Source organism: Agromyces atrinae (assembly GCF_013407835.1).
GTDB classification, from domain to species: domain Bacteria; phylum Actinomycetota; class Actinomycetes; order Actinomycetales; family Microbacteriaceae; genus Agromyces; species Agromyces atrinae.
The window spans coordinates 2,009,833-2,024,252 of record NZ_JACCBI010000001.1 but is presented as its reverse complement, the minus strand read 5'-3'; the positions used below and the strand labels follow the sequence as shown (position 1 = coordinate 2,024,252).

The 14,420-nt window shown below is 69.5% G+C and carries 16 protein-coding genes; 12 read left to right on the top strand and 4 right to left on the bottom strand.

What is annotated here, in order from left to right; translation table 11 throughout:
• Positions 1 to 51: 51 nt before the first annotated feature.
• Positions 52 to 1,011, bottom strand: a complete 960-nt coding sequence (locus tag BJ972_RS09520) for a DUF368 domain-containing protein (RefSeq protein WP_241830770.1) — start codon at positions 1,009 to 1,011, stop codon at positions 52 to 54.
• A gap of 110 nt (positions 1,012 to 1,121) precedes the next feature.
• Positions 1,122 to 2,117, bottom strand: a complete 996-nt coding sequence (locus BJ972_RS09515; protein ID WP_129173512.1) for an o-succinylbenzoate synthase — start codon at positions 2,115 to 2,117, stop codon at positions 1,122 to 1,124.
• Between the two features lie 41 nt (positions 2,118 to 2,158).
• Between BJ972_RS09515 and BJ972_RS09510 the strand changes: the two genes are divergently transcribed.
• Genes BJ972_RS09510 through BJ972_RS09500 form a run of 3 tightly spaced genes read left to right on the top strand, consistent with a single transcriptional unit; the run spans position 2,159 to position 5,178 of the window.
• On the top strand, positions 2,159 to 3,070 hold the full coding sequence (locus BJ972_RS09510; protein WP_129173514.1) for a 1,4-dihydroxy-2-naphthoyl-CoA synthase: 912 nt from the start codon (positions 2,159 to 2,161) through the stop codon (positions 3,068 to 3,070).
• Positions 3,067 to 4,221 carry an AMP-binding protein gene (locus BJ972_RS09505; protein ID WP_129174043.1) on the top strand — a complete coding sequence of 385 codons (1,155 nt, stop codon included), beginning with the start codon at positions 3,067 to 3,069 and terminating at the stop codon, positions 4,219 to 4,221. Before BJ972_RS09510 ends, BJ972_RS09505 begins: the two co-directional genes overlap by 4 nt.
• Positions 4,222 to 4,230: 9 nt before the next feature.
• The gene (locus BJ972_RS09500) at positions 4,231 to 5,178 is read left to right on the top strand and encodes a 1,4-dihydroxy-2-naphthoate polyprenyltransferase (RefSeq protein WP_129173516.1); all 948 of its coding nucleotides are present in this window, start codon (positions 4,231 to 4,233) and stop codon (positions 5,176 to 5,178) included.
• Here BJ972_RS09500 and BJ972_RS09495 read toward each other — a convergent pair.
• On the bottom strand, positions 5,175 to 5,477 hold the full coding sequence (locus BJ972_RS09495) for a DUF4229 domain-containing protein (protein ID WP_129173518.1): 303 nt from the start codon (positions 5,475 to 5,477) through the stop codon (positions 5,175 to 5,177). The two genes, BJ972_RS09500 and BJ972_RS09495, sit on opposite strands and share 4 nt — an antisense overlap.
• A 79-nt stretch (positions 5,478 to 5,556) precedes the next feature.
• Between BJ972_RS09495 and BJ972_RS17260 the strand changes: the two genes are divergently transcribed.
• The 8 genes from BJ972_RS17260 (at position 5,557) to BJ972_RS09455 (ending at position 12,340) form a co-directional block, all read left to right on the top strand.
• A complete protein-coding gene (locus BJ972_RS17260; protein WP_129173520.1) occupies positions 5,557 to 5,928 on the top strand; it encodes a PLDc N-terminal domain-containing protein in 372 nt (123 codons plus the stop codon).
• Between the two features lie 3 nt (positions 5,929 to 5,931).
• Positions 5,932 to 7,656, top strand: coding sequence for a 2-succinyl-5-enolpyruvyl-6-hydroxy-3-cyclohexene-1-carboxylic-acid synthase (gene menD / locus BJ972_RS09485; protein WP_129173522.1), 1,725 nt, complete (start codon positions 5,932 to 5,934; stop codon positions 7,654 to 7,656).
• 118 nt (positions 7,657 to 7,774) lie between these two features.
• The gene (locus BJ972_RS09480) at positions 7,775 to 8,092 is read left to right on the top strand and encodes a lactococcin 972 family bacteriocin (protein ID WP_129173524.1); all 318 of its coding nucleotides are present in this window, start codon (positions 7,775 to 7,777) and stop codon (positions 8,090 to 8,092) included.
• A 113-nt stretch (positions 8,093 to 8,205) separates the two neighbouring features.
• Positions 8,206 to 8,727 carry a hypothetical protein gene (locus BJ972_RS09475; protein ID WP_129173526.1) on the top strand — a complete coding sequence of 174 codons (522 nt, stop codon included), beginning with the start codon at positions 8,206 to 8,208 and terminating at the stop codon, positions 8,725 to 8,727.
• A 5-nt stretch (positions 8,728 to 8,732) separates the two neighbouring features.
• A complete protein-coding gene (locus BJ972_RS09470; protein ID WP_129173528.1) occupies positions 8,733 to 9,764 on the top strand; it encodes a peptidoglycan-binding domain-containing protein in 1,032 nt (343 codons plus the stop codon).
• Positions 9,765 to 9,817: 53 nt separating this feature from the next.
• The gene (locus BJ972_RS09465) at positions 9,818 to 10,372 is read left to right on the top strand and encodes an ATP-binding cassette domain-containing protein (RefSeq protein WP_206736494.1); all 555 of its coding nucleotides are present in this window, start codon (positions 9,818 to 9,820) and stop codon (positions 10,370 to 10,372) included.
• A gap of 80 nt (positions 10,373 to 10,452) precedes the next feature.
• Positions 10,453 to 11,445, top strand: coding sequence for a hypothetical protein (locus tag BJ972_RS09460; RefSeq protein WP_129173532.1), 993 nt, complete (start codon positions 10,453 to 10,455; stop codon positions 11,443 to 11,445).
• A gap of 37 nt (positions 11,446 to 11,482) precedes the next feature.
• Positions 11,483 to 12,340 (top strand): polyphosphate kinase 2 family protein, encoded by an 858-nt coding sequence (locus BJ972_RS09455; protein WP_129173534.1) that lies wholly within the window; start codon positions 11,483 to 11,485, stop codon positions 12,338 to 12,340.
• A 6-nt stretch (positions 12,341 to 12,346) separates the two neighbouring features.
• Here the strand turns inward: BJ972_RS09455 and BJ972_RS09450 are convergent, their stop codons facing one another.
• Entirely contained in the window at positions 12,347 to 13,624 is a 1,278-nt protein-coding gene (locus BJ972_RS09450; RefSeq protein ID WP_179419941.1) for an isochorismate synthase, read from the bottom strand.
• Positions 13,625 to 13,745: 121 nt separating this feature from the next.
• Between BJ972_RS09450 and BJ972_RS09445 the strand changes: the two genes are divergently transcribed.
• Positions 13,746 to 14,408: a class I SAM-dependent methyltransferase gene (locus tag BJ972_RS09445; RefSeq protein WP_129174047.1), complete on the top strand. Its 663-nt coding sequence runs from the start codon at positions 13,746 to 13,748 to the stop codon at positions 14,406 to 14,408.
• Positions 14,409 to 14,420 lie beyond the last annotated feature (12 nt).

The window sequence follows — 14,420 nt, the reverse complement described above, 5'->3', positions numbered from 1 at the left end:
GATCCCCCATCCTGAGCACGGCGCGCGTCTCTCGTTCGGGCGCCGACTCGGTCAGTGAACGGGTCGCTCGGTGCCGTCGAGGTGCGCGTCGGGGTCGGGGTCGGCGTGTTCTGGCGTCGACATGAGACCGCGGCGCAGGAGTGCAGCCTCGACGACGAGGAGCACGATGACGATCGCGGCACCGAGCACGAAGAGGCCGAGGGCGCCGGGCCACCCGGTCGACGGCGGCATCAACGCGCTGTCGTCGCCCTGCCACGGCCAGACGAGTCGTAACGAGCCCGCGAGAAGGCCGGTCATGATCACGAGCGAGATCCGGCGCGCGTTCGCGAGCAGCCACTGCAGCACGGGCACGAAGAGGCCGAGGCCTGCGATGGCGCCGAGCGCGAAAACGCCGAGGTAGGCGAGGTCGCGGTCGTTGACCGCAGCGAGGGTGGGTGCGTAGAGGCCGAGCGCGAGCAGGAGGTACGAGCCCGAGACGCCGGGGAGCACGAGGGCGCACACGGCGACGGCGGCGGCTGCTCCCACGAGCAGCAGATGCGGTTCGGCCGACGGCGTGAGAGCGGGCAGGCCTGAGGCGTAGAAGCTCAGCGCGGCTGCCGCGGCGGCGATGACGACGTCGACGGGGCGCCACTTCTGACCCGTCATCCGGATGGGCACGATGAGCGACGCCGCGATGAGGCCCGCGAAGAGCGCGCGGGTCTCGATCGGGTGGTTCTCGACGAGTGGTGCGATGACGCGAGCGCCCGCGATGACGGCGATCACCATCCCGAAACCGACGGGCAGGACGACCGACCACCGCACCGCCCGGACGTGTTCGCCGGCTCGCCCGAGTCCGCGGCCGCGCAGGCCGTCGCCGACGAGGCGCGCGGCCGCTCGGGCGAGGTGGCCGGCTCCGTCGATGAGGGTCTCGTAGACGCCGACGATGAGGGCGATCGTGCCGCCGCTGACACCGGGGATGACCTCGACGACGCCGATCAGCATGCCTCGGATGGCGTCGACGAGCACACGCATCACGCGTCGGATCGGAGAGGGGGTGGTGGGGGACAGGGGCGGGGTCGCAGCACTCATACCGACTTCGAGCGTAACCAGTCGACCGCCGACCGGCACCATCGAGCGGGTTGCTACTCCCCGGCCGACGCCTCCGTGAGAGCGGCGTGTGTGCGCGTCAGACGATCGAGCCACCACTCGCGTCGCTCGGGCGGAGCGGCCCATCGCTCGAGGAGGTCCGCGTCGACGTCGACGCGCTCGACACGGATACGGCCGTCCTCCACCGCGAGCGGTCTCGACGCGACATCCGCTCGGAGGAGCGAGGCCGTACCGAGTCCGCAATCGAAGTCGAGAGCGGGCAGCGCACCGGCGAGGAATGCGCCCATCGAGAGGCCGACGCTTGTGTCGAGAGCGCTCGACACGACGGCGGGCAGGCCCGCCTCGGCGACGATCGCGAGGGCGTTCCGGATGCCGCCGAGCGGCTGGGCCTTGATGACGAGCAGGTCGGCGGCTCCGGCCCGCGCCACGGCGAGGGGGTCGTCGACCCGGCGCACGCTCTCGTCGGCGGCGATCGGGATGTCCATGTAGTGCGTGCGCTCGCGGATCTCGGCGAGTTCGGCGATGCTCGCGCACGGCTGTTCGACGTACTCGAGGTCGAACGGAGCGAGGGCGTGGATCGCGTGCTCGGCCTCGTCGACGTTCCAGCCGCCGTTGGCGTCGATGCGGATGCGCCCGTCGGCACCCATCGCCTCGCGCACGGCGCGCACGCGCGCGACGTCGTCGGCGAGCGTCTCGTCGGAGGCGGCGACCTTGATCTTCGCCGTCCGCGCGCCGGGGAACCGCGCGAGCAGATCGGCGACCCGATCGGGATCGATCGTCGGAACGGTCGCGTTCACGGCGATCGAGTCGCGGTGGAGGGCAGGGGTCTGCCGCCAGCCGAAGTCGATCGCCGCCGCCAGCCACGCCGCGGCTTCCTCGTCGTCGTACTCGACGAACGGTGAGAACTCGGTCCAGCCCTCCGGTCCGCGCAGGAGCAGAGCCTCGCGCACCTCGATGCCACGGAACCGGGTGAGCAGGGGGAGGGCCACGACGTGAGCCGTGCGACGCAACTCTGCGATATCGACGATCATCGGCCCAGTCTGTCAGTCGGCGCCTCGCCTAGGCTGGAGGTATGTCCGCCGACGTTTCCGACCTCTTCGATCCGAACGAGTGGACCGAGGTCCTCGAGCTCGGTGAGCTCACCGACATCACCTACCACCGTTCGCTCGACGGGCGTATCGTGCGCATCGCGTTCGACCGGCCCGAGGTGCGGAATGCCTTCCGGCCGCACACCGTCGACGAGCTCTATCGCGCGCTCGACGACGCCCGCACCGACCCGAAGGTCGGCGTCATCCTCCTCACGGGCAACGGCCCGAGCGCACGCGACGGCGGCTGGGCGTTCTGCTCGGGCGGCGACCAGCGCATCCGGGGGCGCGACGGCTACCGCTACGCGGAGGGCGAGACGGCGACGACGATCGACCGCGCGCGCTCGGGTCGACTGCACATCCTCGAGGTCCAGCGCCTCATCCGCTTCATGCCGAAGGTCGTCATCGCCGTCATCCCCGGCTGGGCCGCCGGCGGCGGGCACTCGCTGCACGTCGTGTGCGATCTCAGCATCGCCAGTCGCGAGCACGGTCGGTTCAAGCAGACGGATGCCGATGTCGGAAGTTTCGACGCCGGCTACGGCAGCGCCTACTTCGCCCGACAGATCGGCCAGAAGTTCGCGCGCGAGGTCTTCTTCCTCGCCGAGGAGTACTCGGCCGACCGCGCCTACGAGATGGGCGCCGTCAACCGAGTCGTGCCGCACGCCGAGCTTGAGCGTGATGCGATCGCGATGGCGCGCACCATCCTGACGAAGTCTCCGACGGCCATCCGCATGCTCAAGTTCGCCTTCAACGCCGTCGACGACGGCATGGTCGGTCAGCAGGTCTTCGCGGGCGAGGCGACGCGTCTCGCCTACGGCACCGACGAGGCTGTCGAGGGGCGCGACTCCTTCCTCGAGAAGCGCGACCCCGACTGGGGTCCGTACCCGTGGCACTACTGAGCACGGGGCGCCGGCCCGTCACGGCGGTCGACGCGTCCGACATCCCCCTCGTGCTGTCGCGGCTGCGCGAGGCGCTCTTCGACGACGGCGACACGATCTTCCCGGCGACCGCGGAGCGACTGCCCCACGCGCCTCTCGATGCGCCGGCGACCGTCGCGCTCGTCATCGAGACGAGCGGTTCGACGGCTTCGCCGAAGCGGGTGGCGCTCTCGGCCGACGCGCTCATCGCGAGCGCCGATGCGACGCACGACGCCCTCGGCGGGCCCGGCCGCTGGCTCCTCACCCTTCCCGCGCACTACATCGCCGGGGCCCAGGTGCTCGTGCGTTCGCTCGTCGCCGGTACCGAACCTCTCGTACTCGAGGGCAATCGCTTCGATGCGGCATCCTTCGCCGAGGCCGCCTCGCGGCTCGATGCGCGCACCCCGCGCTACACATCCCTCGTGCCCGTGCAGCTCGCGCGCATCGTCGAGGCGGCCGAGCGCGATGCGTTCGTCGCCGCCGCTCTCACCTCGTTCGACGCCGTCCTCGTCGGCGGACAGGCGCTCGCCGCGAGCCTCGCCGCACGAGCCGAGGCGCTCGGCGCCCGCATCGTGCGCACCTACGGATCGAGCGAGACCTCGGGCGGCTGCGTCTACGACGGGCGCCCTCTCGGCGGTGTCGACGCGCGCATCGTCGACGGTCGCATCGAACTCGCGGGACCCATGCTCGCGGAGGAATATCTCGACGACGACGCGCGAACGGCCGAGACGTTCCGCGTCGAGAGCGGCCGGCGTTGGTACCGCACGGGCGACATCGGCGAGCTGCGCGACGGTCTGCTGAGGGTGACCGGCCGTGCCGACGACGTCATCATCTCGGGTGGGGTGAAAGTGTCGCTCGGCGAGGTCGAGAATCTCGTACGCACCGTCGACGGCTTCGTTGACGCGGTCGTAGCGGCCGTGGATCATCACGACTGGGGGCAGTCTCCGGCCGTCGTCGCCCGCCGTTCCGAGATCACCGAAGCGCCTGGCGCCCTCGGTGAGCTCGCGGCCCGCATCGGCGACATCGCGGGCCCCGCCGGGCGCCCGTCGAGACTCTTCCTCGTCGACACGATGCCGCTCCTCGCGTCGGGAAAACCCGATCGTCGGGCCATCGAGGCTCTCGTCTCGTCCTAACATGGCGGAGTGTCGACTCCGAAACGCTCAGGTCATCCCGCTCGTCGTGGTGCGTCATCCGTGCGCCCCGCTCCGCGGAAGGCGACCGCTCGCGACTGGGTCTCCGGCGCACGTCTCCGCACGCTTCCGCTCGCCGTCGCGCCCGTGCTCGTCGGCACGGGGGCCGGTGTCGCCACGGCGGGCGCATCGGGGTGGAGCCCCGTGCTCGCGCTCCTCTGCCTCGTCGTCGCGCTCTGCCTGCAGATCGGCGTCAACTACTCGAACGACTACTCCGACGGCATCCGCGGCACCGACGAGCACCGCGTCGGCCCTGCCCGCCTGACGGGTTCCGGCGTCGCGAGCCCGAAGCGCGTGCTCGCCGTCGCGCTGGCCTTCTTCGCCCTCGCGGCCATCGCTGGTCTCGTCATCACGGTCATCACGCAGGCGTGGTGGCTCATCGCCGTCGGCGCCGTCGCGATCGTCGCCGCATGGTTCTACACGGGCGGAAAGCGCCCCTACGGGTACTTCGGGCTCGGCGAGCTCTTCGTCTTCGTCTTCTTCGGTCTCGTCGCGACGTGCGGGTCGGCCTTCGTGCAGTCGGGCACGATCGGCGACGAGGCGTGGATGTCGGGTATCGGCGTCGGGCTCATCGCGTGCGCCGTCCTTATGGCCAACAACCTGCGCGATGTCGAGCAAGACCGCATCGCGGGCAAGCGTACGCTCGCCGTGCTCGTCGGACCGACCGCCGGGCGCGTGCTCTTCTGCGTCTTCCTGCTGCTGCCGTTCGTGCTCGTCCCGATCGTGGCGCTCATCTATCCGCTCGCATCGTTCACGGCGTTCGCGCTGCTCGCGGCGCTGCCGGCGTGCATCATCGTCGTCACGGCGCGTCAGCCGCGCGAGCTCATCCTCGCGCTGCAGCTCGCGAGCATCACGGCGCTCCTGTACGGCGCCGGCCTCGGGGCGGCGTTCGCCTTCTAGGAGCCGCTCGGCCGCTGCTCGTCGGTCTTCGCCTGCTGTTCGGCGTCGATCGCCGCATCCTCGGCGTCGTCGTCGACGTGCGGGACCGTCTGCGAGCGGTGACGCGCGTCGTAGAGCTCCTGCGACATCGCCTCACGGGGGCGGCGGAGGAAGATGAACGACGTGCTGAAGCCGAAGAGCGCGGCGACGAGGGCGGAGACCCACGGCTCGACCCCGGCGATCAGCAGGATGGCCAGGGGTGCAGCGAAGAGCACGATGCGGAGCGCCGTGTAGTAGACCCAGACCGGCACCGATTTCATGACTCCAGTGTAAGCAGGGTCCTGCTCCGCTCCCGGCCGCTCTCAGCCGACGCGGAGCGGAGCGAACTACACTGGGGTCATGCCGCGCTTGGCCATCATTCTCATCGTCGCCGCTGTGATCTTCACGGTGTACGCGGTGGTCGACTGCGCCTTCTTCGATCGGGGCCGCATCCGCGCCCTCCCGCAGTGGGTCTGGATCCTGCTGATCCTCCTGCTGCCGATCCTCGGTGCGGCCCTCTGGTTCGCCATCGGCCGCGGCCGCAAGCCGAAGCAGGGCGCACGACCCACTCGCTCGCTCGCCCCCGACGACGACCTCGAGTTCCTCGGTCGCCTCGGCCGCGACGCGGCTCAGGAAGAACGCATCAAGAAGCTCGAAGAAGAGCTCGCCGACCTCGACGACGATCGTGAGCGTGGCGACGGGCAGACACCCCCCACGCGCCCGAACGGCTGAGCCGTGGCCACGGCCTCCCCGGCGACCGACGTCTCGGTCGCGATTCTCGGCGCGTTCATCGACGCCGGCGTCACCGACATCATCGTGTGCCCGGGCTCGCGCTCGCAGGCTCTCGCCCTCGCCGCCGCGGCGTACGAGGCGCGCGGTTCGGTGCGGCTGCACGTTCGCCTCGACGAGCGCGGCGCGGGGTTCCTCGCGCTCGGTCTCGCCGTCGAATCGGGTCGACCGGCACTCGTCATCACGACATCGGGCACCGCCGTGGCGAACCTCCACCCGGCCGTGCTCGAGGCGTATCACTCGGGTGTGCCGCTCATCGCGCTGACGGCCGATCGTCCGGCCGAACTGCGCGGCATCCGCGCCAACCAGACGACGATCCAACCCGGCATCTTCGCGCGGGCGCTCCGACTCGAGCGCGACGTCGCCGCTCCGAGCGGCGAGCCGAGCGAGACGGATGCCGCGGGCGAGCTCGCTCGCGAGGCCTACCGTGCCGCAGTGGGCGCCGACGAGTCCGGCGTCGCCGTCGCCGATCCCGGCGCGGGGCCCGTTCACCTGAACCTCCAGTTCCGCGAGCCGCTGAGCGCACCGCTCGATGAACTTCCTGCGGTGACCCCGCCCGCGTCATCCGCCCCGCTGCCCGCCGACCTGCCCGTCGCGACCCTCGCACACGGCCCGCGCACCGTCGTCATCGCCGGCGCGGGTGCCGGCCCCGCCGCCGAGGAGTTCGCGCGAATTGCGGGCTGGCCGCTCCTCGCCGAGGTCACGAGCGGCGCGCACTTCGGCCCGAACCTCGTCGTCGCCTACCGCGCCCTGCTCGCCGAGGACGACTTCGGTGCCCGCATCCAGAGGGCCATCGTCTTCGGTCACCCGACGCTCAGTCGCGAGGTGCCCGCGCTCGTGCAGCGCGATGACGTCGAGACGATCGTCGTCGCGCCGAGCGGCTTCGAATGGTACGACCCGGGTCACGCGGTCGACCGCTTCGAGCGCGCGGTCGAGACCTCGCCGCACGAGCCCTCGCGCGACGAGCGTGCGTGGCTCGGCCGCTGGGTGCACGCGAGCCGCGCGCTGCTCGACGACGAGCTGACCGGCGCCGAGCGACGGAGCGGTGTCGTCGACGGCGGGCACGTCGGCGACTTCGCGAAGCAGCGCGACTACGTGCGGGCGGAGTTCGCCGCGGTGCGTGCACCCGTGACCCGACGCCTCCTCGCGGAGAGGGTCTGGGCGACGACGTGGCCGCACGACCGCCTCGTCTTCGGAGCGTCGCGTCTCATCCGTGACGCCGACCGCGTCGTGCCGGGCAAGCGCATCACGGTGCACGCCAACCGCGGACTCGCCGGCATCGACGGCACCATCGCGACCGCCCTCGGCATAGCCCTCGCGAGCCAGGCCGGCGACGGCGCGGGGGTCACGCGTGCCGTCATCGGCGACCTGACCTTCCTGCACGACGTGGGCTCGCTCCTGCTCGGTGCCGGAGAACGCCGGCCGCGGTTGCAGCTCATCGTCGGCAACGACGGGGGCGGCACGATCTTCGATTCGCTCGAGGTGCACCAGACGGCGCCGGCCGACCACTTCGATCGCGTGCAGTTCACGCCGCAGGCCGTCGACCTCGCCGGGCTCGCGGCGGCCTACGGCTGGGCGTTCTCGCGCGCGACGACGAAGGGCGAACTCGATCAGGCGCTCACGGCGCACATCGACGGCCCGACGATCCTCGAGGTGCCGCTGCCGCGCTGAGCGTCGGCTATCTCGCGTCATTCAGTGTCATCATCGTGTAAGCGATTGCATACCGTGAACCTGCTACGTACGATGATCGAGTCGGAGGGGGTCTCCGGCAAAAGAATTGGGGGAAAAGATGAAGAGGAAGAACTCTGCCCGTGCGGCGGCGATTGCGACAGTGACGGCAGCGCTCCTTCTGGGCGGCTCGGGAGCGGCCCACGCGGTGACCGAGTACCCGGAAGGCGGCGTGTGGACCTACGGAGTGTACGAGCCCGGGTCGACGCCTTACGCATACTCGACGTACAAGCACTCGTACAAAACGCACGGTTCGAGTGTCCGGACAACGAGCGGCATACTGTACCGCTCGCCAGATAAAGCTCCCGGGCAGACTGCCCATGTCGAAGAGGCGACGGGCTACTTGAACAACAAGTTCTTCTATCGGGTGAACGGGTGAGCTGGCGGCGCGGGCGTCGAATCGTCGGGCTGGCGTTCGCGACGACAGCGACTGCCGCCCTTGTGGCATGTTCGGCTCCCGCGCCCGCACCCGATGGTCTCGGTGGAACTCCGATGTCGAGTGTCGAGGCGCCGAAGTTCTCGGGACCGTTCGCTGCGGAGTATGGCGATGCCTGGGAGAAGTCGGGAACCGAGTTCGTCCACGGGGTGCTCGTCGACGAGCAGATCTCCGATCAGGAGTGGGCGGAGGTCGCCCAGCGCATGACGGATTGCTTCGAGCGCAACGCCACGGCATTCGGCGGATATGAGAGTGACGGTGGGTATTCGATAGATCCGGACGATAGTTCGATGTCGGACGACGATCTCAATGCGCTCGCGGACGGTTGTGAGATCGAGTCGGGGCATCGGTGGATCGGGATACTGCGCGGACTCCAACGTATGAACCCCGAGAACCGCGACATCTTCACGATCATGGCGGAGTGCCTCGTTCGTGAGGGCGCAGTCGCGTCGGGTTACACTGCCGAAGACTATAGGCGGGATTTCGAGGCGGACACTTTCCCTTTCCTCGAGGCGGAGACGGGGCGCGCCATCTACCTCGCGTGCAATGACGATCCACTCGCGCTCGGGTTGAAATGACACGTGTGCGGCTATCACGGGCAGCGCTCCTCGGGGTCGGCGTCGTCGTTTCCGCAGCGCTCGGTGCAGCGAGTGCCGCACTGTGGCTCGCCCCCGATCAACCACCATCTCTTCGTTCGACGACCGAGATCGACTCTGTTCCGGTTATCGAGCAGAAGTACGACGACGAGCGATCGGTCGAGCTTGTGATCGGCGCGAGTGAATCTGTCGAACTGACGACCGCCATGTCGGGACGGGTCACGTCGGCGAGGTGTACGGTCGGCTCCGAGCTTCGGTCGGGGGAATCGACGTTCTCTATCGACGGAGTTCCGCTCGTCAACCTCGCGACGCGGCTGCCGCTGTGGCGCGATCTCCGCGTCGGCGATCGCGGTGACGATGTTCAGGCCGTGCAAGACGAACTCGTGAGGCTGGGAGCGCCTATCGTCGCCGATGGGCTTCTCGGGGAGGCATCCGTTCGCGCACTCGCGCAGCTTGCCGACAGTCCGTCGAATCTGAGCGACGGGGTGATACGGGCGAGCCAGATCGTCTGGCTGCCGGCCGCGACAGCCGTCGTTGCCTCCTGCGATTTGTCCGTCGGGTCGATGACCGAGATCGGGGGGCTACTCGGCTCGCTGGTCGGCCCGGCAGCGAGCGTGCGGGTCGCCGCGCTTCCGACAGACCTTCTCGACGGAGACCGTCTGCTGATGGTCGATGGAGTCGCCGCACCAATTAGTGAATCCGGCAGCGTCGATGATCCGATCGCGCTTGCAGCGCTCGCTCTCACCCCGAGTATTCGTGCTGCGATCGTCTCGGGCGACGAGGCGATGCCCATGTCGGGGAGCCTCGTACTAGCCTCCCCGGCAGATATCGCCGTCGTGCCGCCGAGCTCCGTCTACGACATCGAAGGAGCAGCGGGGTGCGTCCTTTCGGAGGGCGCGGCGACCGCCGTCGAGATCGTCGGTTCTCAACTCGGTCAGACCTTCGTGAGCTTCGTGACGTCTGAAGTCCCTCGTTCCGTCGATCCGCAGCCCGGCTCCGAGGCGCCCCCGTGCCGGTAGAACTCACAGCACTCGGCCATCGGTTCGGTAGTGAGCCCTGGCTGTTTCGCGCGATGGATTTCACCTTTCGGGAGGGCGCCGTGTACGCACTCACAGGCCCATCGGGGTCGGGGAAGAGTACCCTCCTCGGCATCCTGGCGGGTTGGATAGCACCTACCGAAGGGTCTGTCGTCACTCGACGTGATCGATCCGCGACATGGGTGTTTCAGAACCCGCATGGTGTTCCGGGTCGCTCGGCCCTCGATCACGTCGCGCTTCCACGCCTTGCGCGCGGAGCAGCGCCCGATGTCGCTGATGAGGAAGCGCGGCACCTCCTCGACCGCTTCGCGCTCGGGCACGTCGCGAGTCGTGAGTTCCGTGCTCTGTCCGGTGGCGAAGCTCAGCGATTGATGCTCGCTCGAGCGATAGCCTCCGATCCCGAAATTCTGTTGATCGACGAACCGACGGCCCAACTCGACCCGACGACGGGGGATACGGTGAATGCCGTCATCGGAGAACTGTCGCGGGATGACACTGTCGTGATCGTCGCCACCCACGACACCCGAACCCGCGACGCGTGCTCCGCTGTGCTCGATCTCGGTCGGTTCTCTCCCCAGGTGGAAGAATGATGCGCTTTCGAGCGGTCCTTCGCGAAGTCTGGCGTGATGTCGTCTCCGGGACAGCGCGCACAGCCTTCCTCGCATCCGTGATGTCGCTACTCGGTCTGTCTCTCATCGTCGCGGATGTCAGCGTGGTGCGTGCATTAGTCGACGAAGGCGAGCGGTTTCGCGATGCTCGCGGAAGCGTGCTCACGATCGCTGCCGAGGGCCGTATCGACGGGCAGGCGTGCGACAGTCTGGTCGAGATCGACGGGGTAGCGCACGCTGGGGCGCTGCGGGAGGGAGATTCATTCGCCGCAGCGTCCCTGCCCGGAACTCCGTTCGATGTCTACGAGGTCTCGGGCGGGCTGCGCGCAATCCTGCTCAGCAGCCCGGTTGAGCCATCGGGGCTCGTCATCGCCCGCGACATTGCAGATACGCTCGGACTGGTCCAGGGAGGACGACTCGCGACGACCGCCGGCGAGGCGCCGATCGCCGGGATCTTCGAATCCCCTCCCGATGGGCGGCGGAGCGGCTTCGGCTGGGCTCTGCTCGAGACCGTCGACTCATCGAAACCGTTCGACGAATGTTGGATCGACGTCTGGCCCACCGATGCTCGACTTGCTGCGCTCCTTCCTCTTGCGATGGCGCCGGGAAGCGACCTCGCCGACGAGCCGCCGCAGTTGTCGCAGCTGAACGCATCACTCGGTCGGGAGTTCGCGGGTGCCGCGAGGTTCGAATCGCGTCTCACGGCACTTGCTCCCGTCGTCGCCCTCGTCGCCGGCGCTGTCGTCGCGACTCTTGCCGTACGACGCCGCCGGATCGAGCTTGCTTCACACCTGCATGCCGGAGTCACCCGACGGGACATGACCCTGGTCATGGGAATCGAGGCCGCCGTGTGGGGTGTTGCGGCTACCCTGCTGACCGCCTCGGCCGGTGTGATCGCAGCACACACGATGAGTTCCGACGACCGCGCGGCGATCGTCGTGCTGTCCGCGCGCATCGCCGTCGCCCTCTTCGGCGGCGTCATCGGAGGAACCCTCGCCGCATCAGCCACGATCCGAGAGAGACACCTGTTCGCGTACTTCAAGGATCGAACCTGAGGTATTGCACGGAGCCCCCACCCGGCAGGATGGGCGGATGACGAAGCACGAGGGATTCTGGACGACCGACCCCGCCGACATCCTGAAGGTGGGCCCCGGCTTCCGACTGACCGACGTCGACCCCGACGCGCACCCGGGTTACGACGGCGACAAGAAGAGCGCCGTGCGTGCGCTCGCCGAGGGCGCCGACATCCTCGCCGAGCTCCAGGAGCTTCTCACCGCGAACGCGACCCTCGGCGACCCGCGCCGGGTGCTCCTCGTGCTGCAGGCGATGGACACGGCGGGCAAGGGCGGCATCGTCAAGCACGTCGTCGGGTCGGTCGACCCGCAGGGCGTGCACCTCGCGGCCTTCAAGAAGCCGACGCCCGAGGAGCTCGAGCACGACTTCCTCTGGCGCATCCACCGGCAGGTGCCCGGCGCGGGGAAGATCGGCGTCTTCGATCGCTCGCACTACGAGGACGTGCTCATCGGCCGGGTGCGTTCGCTCGCGCCCGCCGACGAGATCGAACGCCGCTACGGAGCGATCGTCGACTTCGAGCGCGAACTCGTCGGAAGCGACACGACGATCGTCAAGGTCATGCTGCACATCAGTCCCGACGAGCAGAGGGCTCGCCTCGCGGACCGCCTCGACCGCCCCGAGAAGCACTGGAAGTTCAACCCCGGCGACATCGACGAACGCGTGCACTGGCCCGCCTACATGGAGGCGTACCAGGCGGCCTTCGAGCGCACGTCGACGCCCGAGGCGCCGTGGTTCGTCGTGCCCGCGAACCACAAGTGGTACGCCCGGCTCGCTGTGCAGCACCTCCTCATCGACGCGCTGCACGCGATGAAGCTCGAGTGGCCGCCCGCCGACTACGACGTCGAGGCGGAGAAACGGCGCCTCGCCGCGACCTGAGCGGGTCTACCCGAACGCGTCGACGATGGGGCGGAACTTCATGACCGTCTCGGCGAGTTCGGCTGCCGGGTCGGAGTCGTGCACGATGCCGCATCCGGCCCATGCCGTGATCTCGCCCTCGGGCGAGACGTGCGCGCAGCGCAGGGCGATCGCCCACTCGCCGTCGCCGTCGGCGCCGATCCAGCCCACCGGGGCGGCGTAGCGCCCGCGGTCGAAGCCTTCGAGCTCGGCGAGCACGCGCACCGCCGCTTCCCGCGGAGTGCCCGCGACGGCGGCCGTCGGGTGGATGGCGGCGACGAGGTCGAGAGCGCCCGAACCGTCGTCGACCGTGCCCTCGAGATCGGTCGCGAGGTGCCAGAGGTTCGGCAGTTTGACGGTGAACGGCTCGGCGCTCGCCTCGAGCGTCGACGTGTGCGGTTCGAGGGCATCGACGGCGCTGCGCACGGCGAGGGCGTGCTCCTCGGCATCCTTCTCGGAATGGGTGAGCGCCTCGGCGTTGCCGCGGTCGGCCGCCGCGTCGACCCCGCGCGACGCCGTTCCCGCGAGGACGCGGGCGCTCACGGCGCCGTCGGCGACGCGCACGAGGGTCTCGGGGCTCGACCCGACGAGCCCGTCGACCGCGAAGGTCCACGTGTCGGGATACCCGCGCGAGAGATGATCGAGCACGCGGCGGATGTCGGCGTCGGGCGAGACATGCCCGCGGATCTGACGGGCGAGCACGACCTTCGACAGCTCGCCGGCGTCGATGCGGGCGACGGCCTGGGCGACGGCATCCTGGTAGGCGGCGGGCGGAAGTTCGCCCGGCACGAGCCGCACGCGGAACTCGTCGCCGAACGCGCGCTGCGCGACCTCGACGGATGCCGCGGGCTCGCCCTCGGCGTGCACGAGGGTGACCCACGACCGGTTGCCGCGGTGCCCGACGACGACGCGCGGCACGATGAGCACACTCGTCTCCGCCGAGTCATCGGCGAAGGCGAAGGTGCCGAAGGCGATGAGCCCCGTGCCGGGAACGCCGACCTGATCGACGATGCTCGCCTCGCCGACGAGTTCACGCCACGCGCTCGCGGCGTCGCTCACCCGGTTCGGTCCGGAGAACTCGAGGCGCAGCACCTCTCCGATCCCCGCCATGCCGTCGCCCGAGCGCGACCACAGGAGCGGCGCGGAGGGGTCGAGGAGCGGAAGAAGAGGGCCCGAGTCGGCAATCTCGCTCGTCTCGACGCGGAGTCGCGTGCGTGCGAGCGGATGCGCGAAGGTCGGGGCCGTTTCGGTACCCGGATTCGTCACCACAGCAGCCTACGCCCGCGCGGCTGGGCGGCGGCTGCGGGGCGGGGCGACGCTCAGGCTCGGCCGGTAGGCTGGCGGGGTGAGAGCAGATCTCGGCAAAGAGCCGAACCAGGTCGCCGCGATGTTCGACGAAGTCGCGCCCGGCTACGACCGCACGAACGCCGTCCTGTCGATGGGCAATGCTGCGTTGTGGCGAATCGCCACGACGCGCGCCGTCGACCCGCGTCCCGGCCAGCGCATCCTCGATGTCGCCGCCGGGACGGGTACGTCGAGCGCGAGCCTCGCGAAGTCGGGAGCGGCCGTCGTGGCCGCCGACTTCTCGCCCGGGATGATCGAGGTCGGCCGGCGTCGCCAGGCTCACGTGCCGAACCTCACCTTCACCGAGGCGGATGCCACCGACCTGCCGTTCGGCGACGACGAGTTCGACGCCGTGACGATCTCGTTCGGCCTCCGCAACGTCGTGCGCCCCGAGGCGGCTCTCGCCGAGTTCTTCCGCGTGACGAAGCCCGGCGGTCGCGTCGTGGTCTGCGAGTTCTCGACGCCCGCGACGGCGATCGTGCGCACGGGATACGACGTCTACCAGCGCTTCGCGATGCCCGCTCTCGTCAAGCTCTCGAGCTCGAACGACACCGCATACGACTACCTCAACGAGTCGATCCGCGAGTGGCCGGCCCAGCCGGAGCTCGCACGATGGATTCGCTCGGCCGGCTTCGAACGTGTCGCGTACCGCAACCTCACGGGCGGCATCGTCGCCCTCCACCGAGGATTCGTGCCGGCGGCTTAGCCGTCCCACGGT

Bases quoted from the DNA above. Each gene is read 5' to 3' on its own strand.
- BJ972_RS09460 (WP_129173532.1), top strand. From the start codon at position 10,453: ATGTCGCTACTCGGTCTGTCTCTCATCGTCGCGGATGTCAGCGTGGTG.
- BJ972_RS17260 (WP_129173520.1), top strand. From the start codon at position 5,557: ATGCCGCGCTTGGCCATCATTCTCATCGTCGCCGCTGTGATCTTCACG.
- BJ972_RS09510 (WP_129173514.1), top strand. From the start codon at position 2,159: ATGTCCGCCGACGTTTCCGACCTCTTCGATCCGAACGAGTGGACCGAG.
- BJ972_RS09445 (WP_129174047.1), top strand. From the start codon at position 13,746: ATGTTCGACGAAGTCGCGCCCGGCTACGACCGCACGAACGCCGTCCTG.
- BJ972_RS09455 (WP_129173534.1), top strand. From the start codon at position 11,483: ATGACGAAGCACGAGGGATTCTGGACGACCGACCCCGCCGACATCCTG.
- BJ972_RS09495 (WP_129173518.1), bottom strand. From the start codon at position 5,477: ATGAAATCGGTGCCGGTCTGGGTCTACTACACGGCGCTCCGCATCGTG.
- BJ972_RS09480 (WP_129173524.1), top strand. From the start codon at position 7,775: ATGAAGAGGAAGAACTCTGCCCGTGCGGCGGCGATTGCGACAGTGACG.
- BJ972_RS09515 (WP_129173512.1), bottom strand. From the start codon at position 2,117: ATGATCGTCGATATCGCAGAGTTGCGTCGCACGGCTCACGTCGTGGCC.
- BJ972_RS09475 (WP_129173526.1), top strand. From the start codon at position 8,206: ATGTCGAGTGTCGAGGCGCCGAAGTTCTCGGGACCGTTCGCTGCGGAG.
- BJ972_RS09520 (WP_241830770.1), bottom strand. From the start codon at position 1,011: ATGCGTGTGCTCGTCGACGCCATCCGAGGCATGCTGATCGGCGTCGTC.
- BJ972_RS09465 (WP_206736494.1), top strand. From the start codon at position 9,818: ATGGATTTCACCTTTCGGGAGGGCGCCGTGTACGCACTCACAGGCCCA.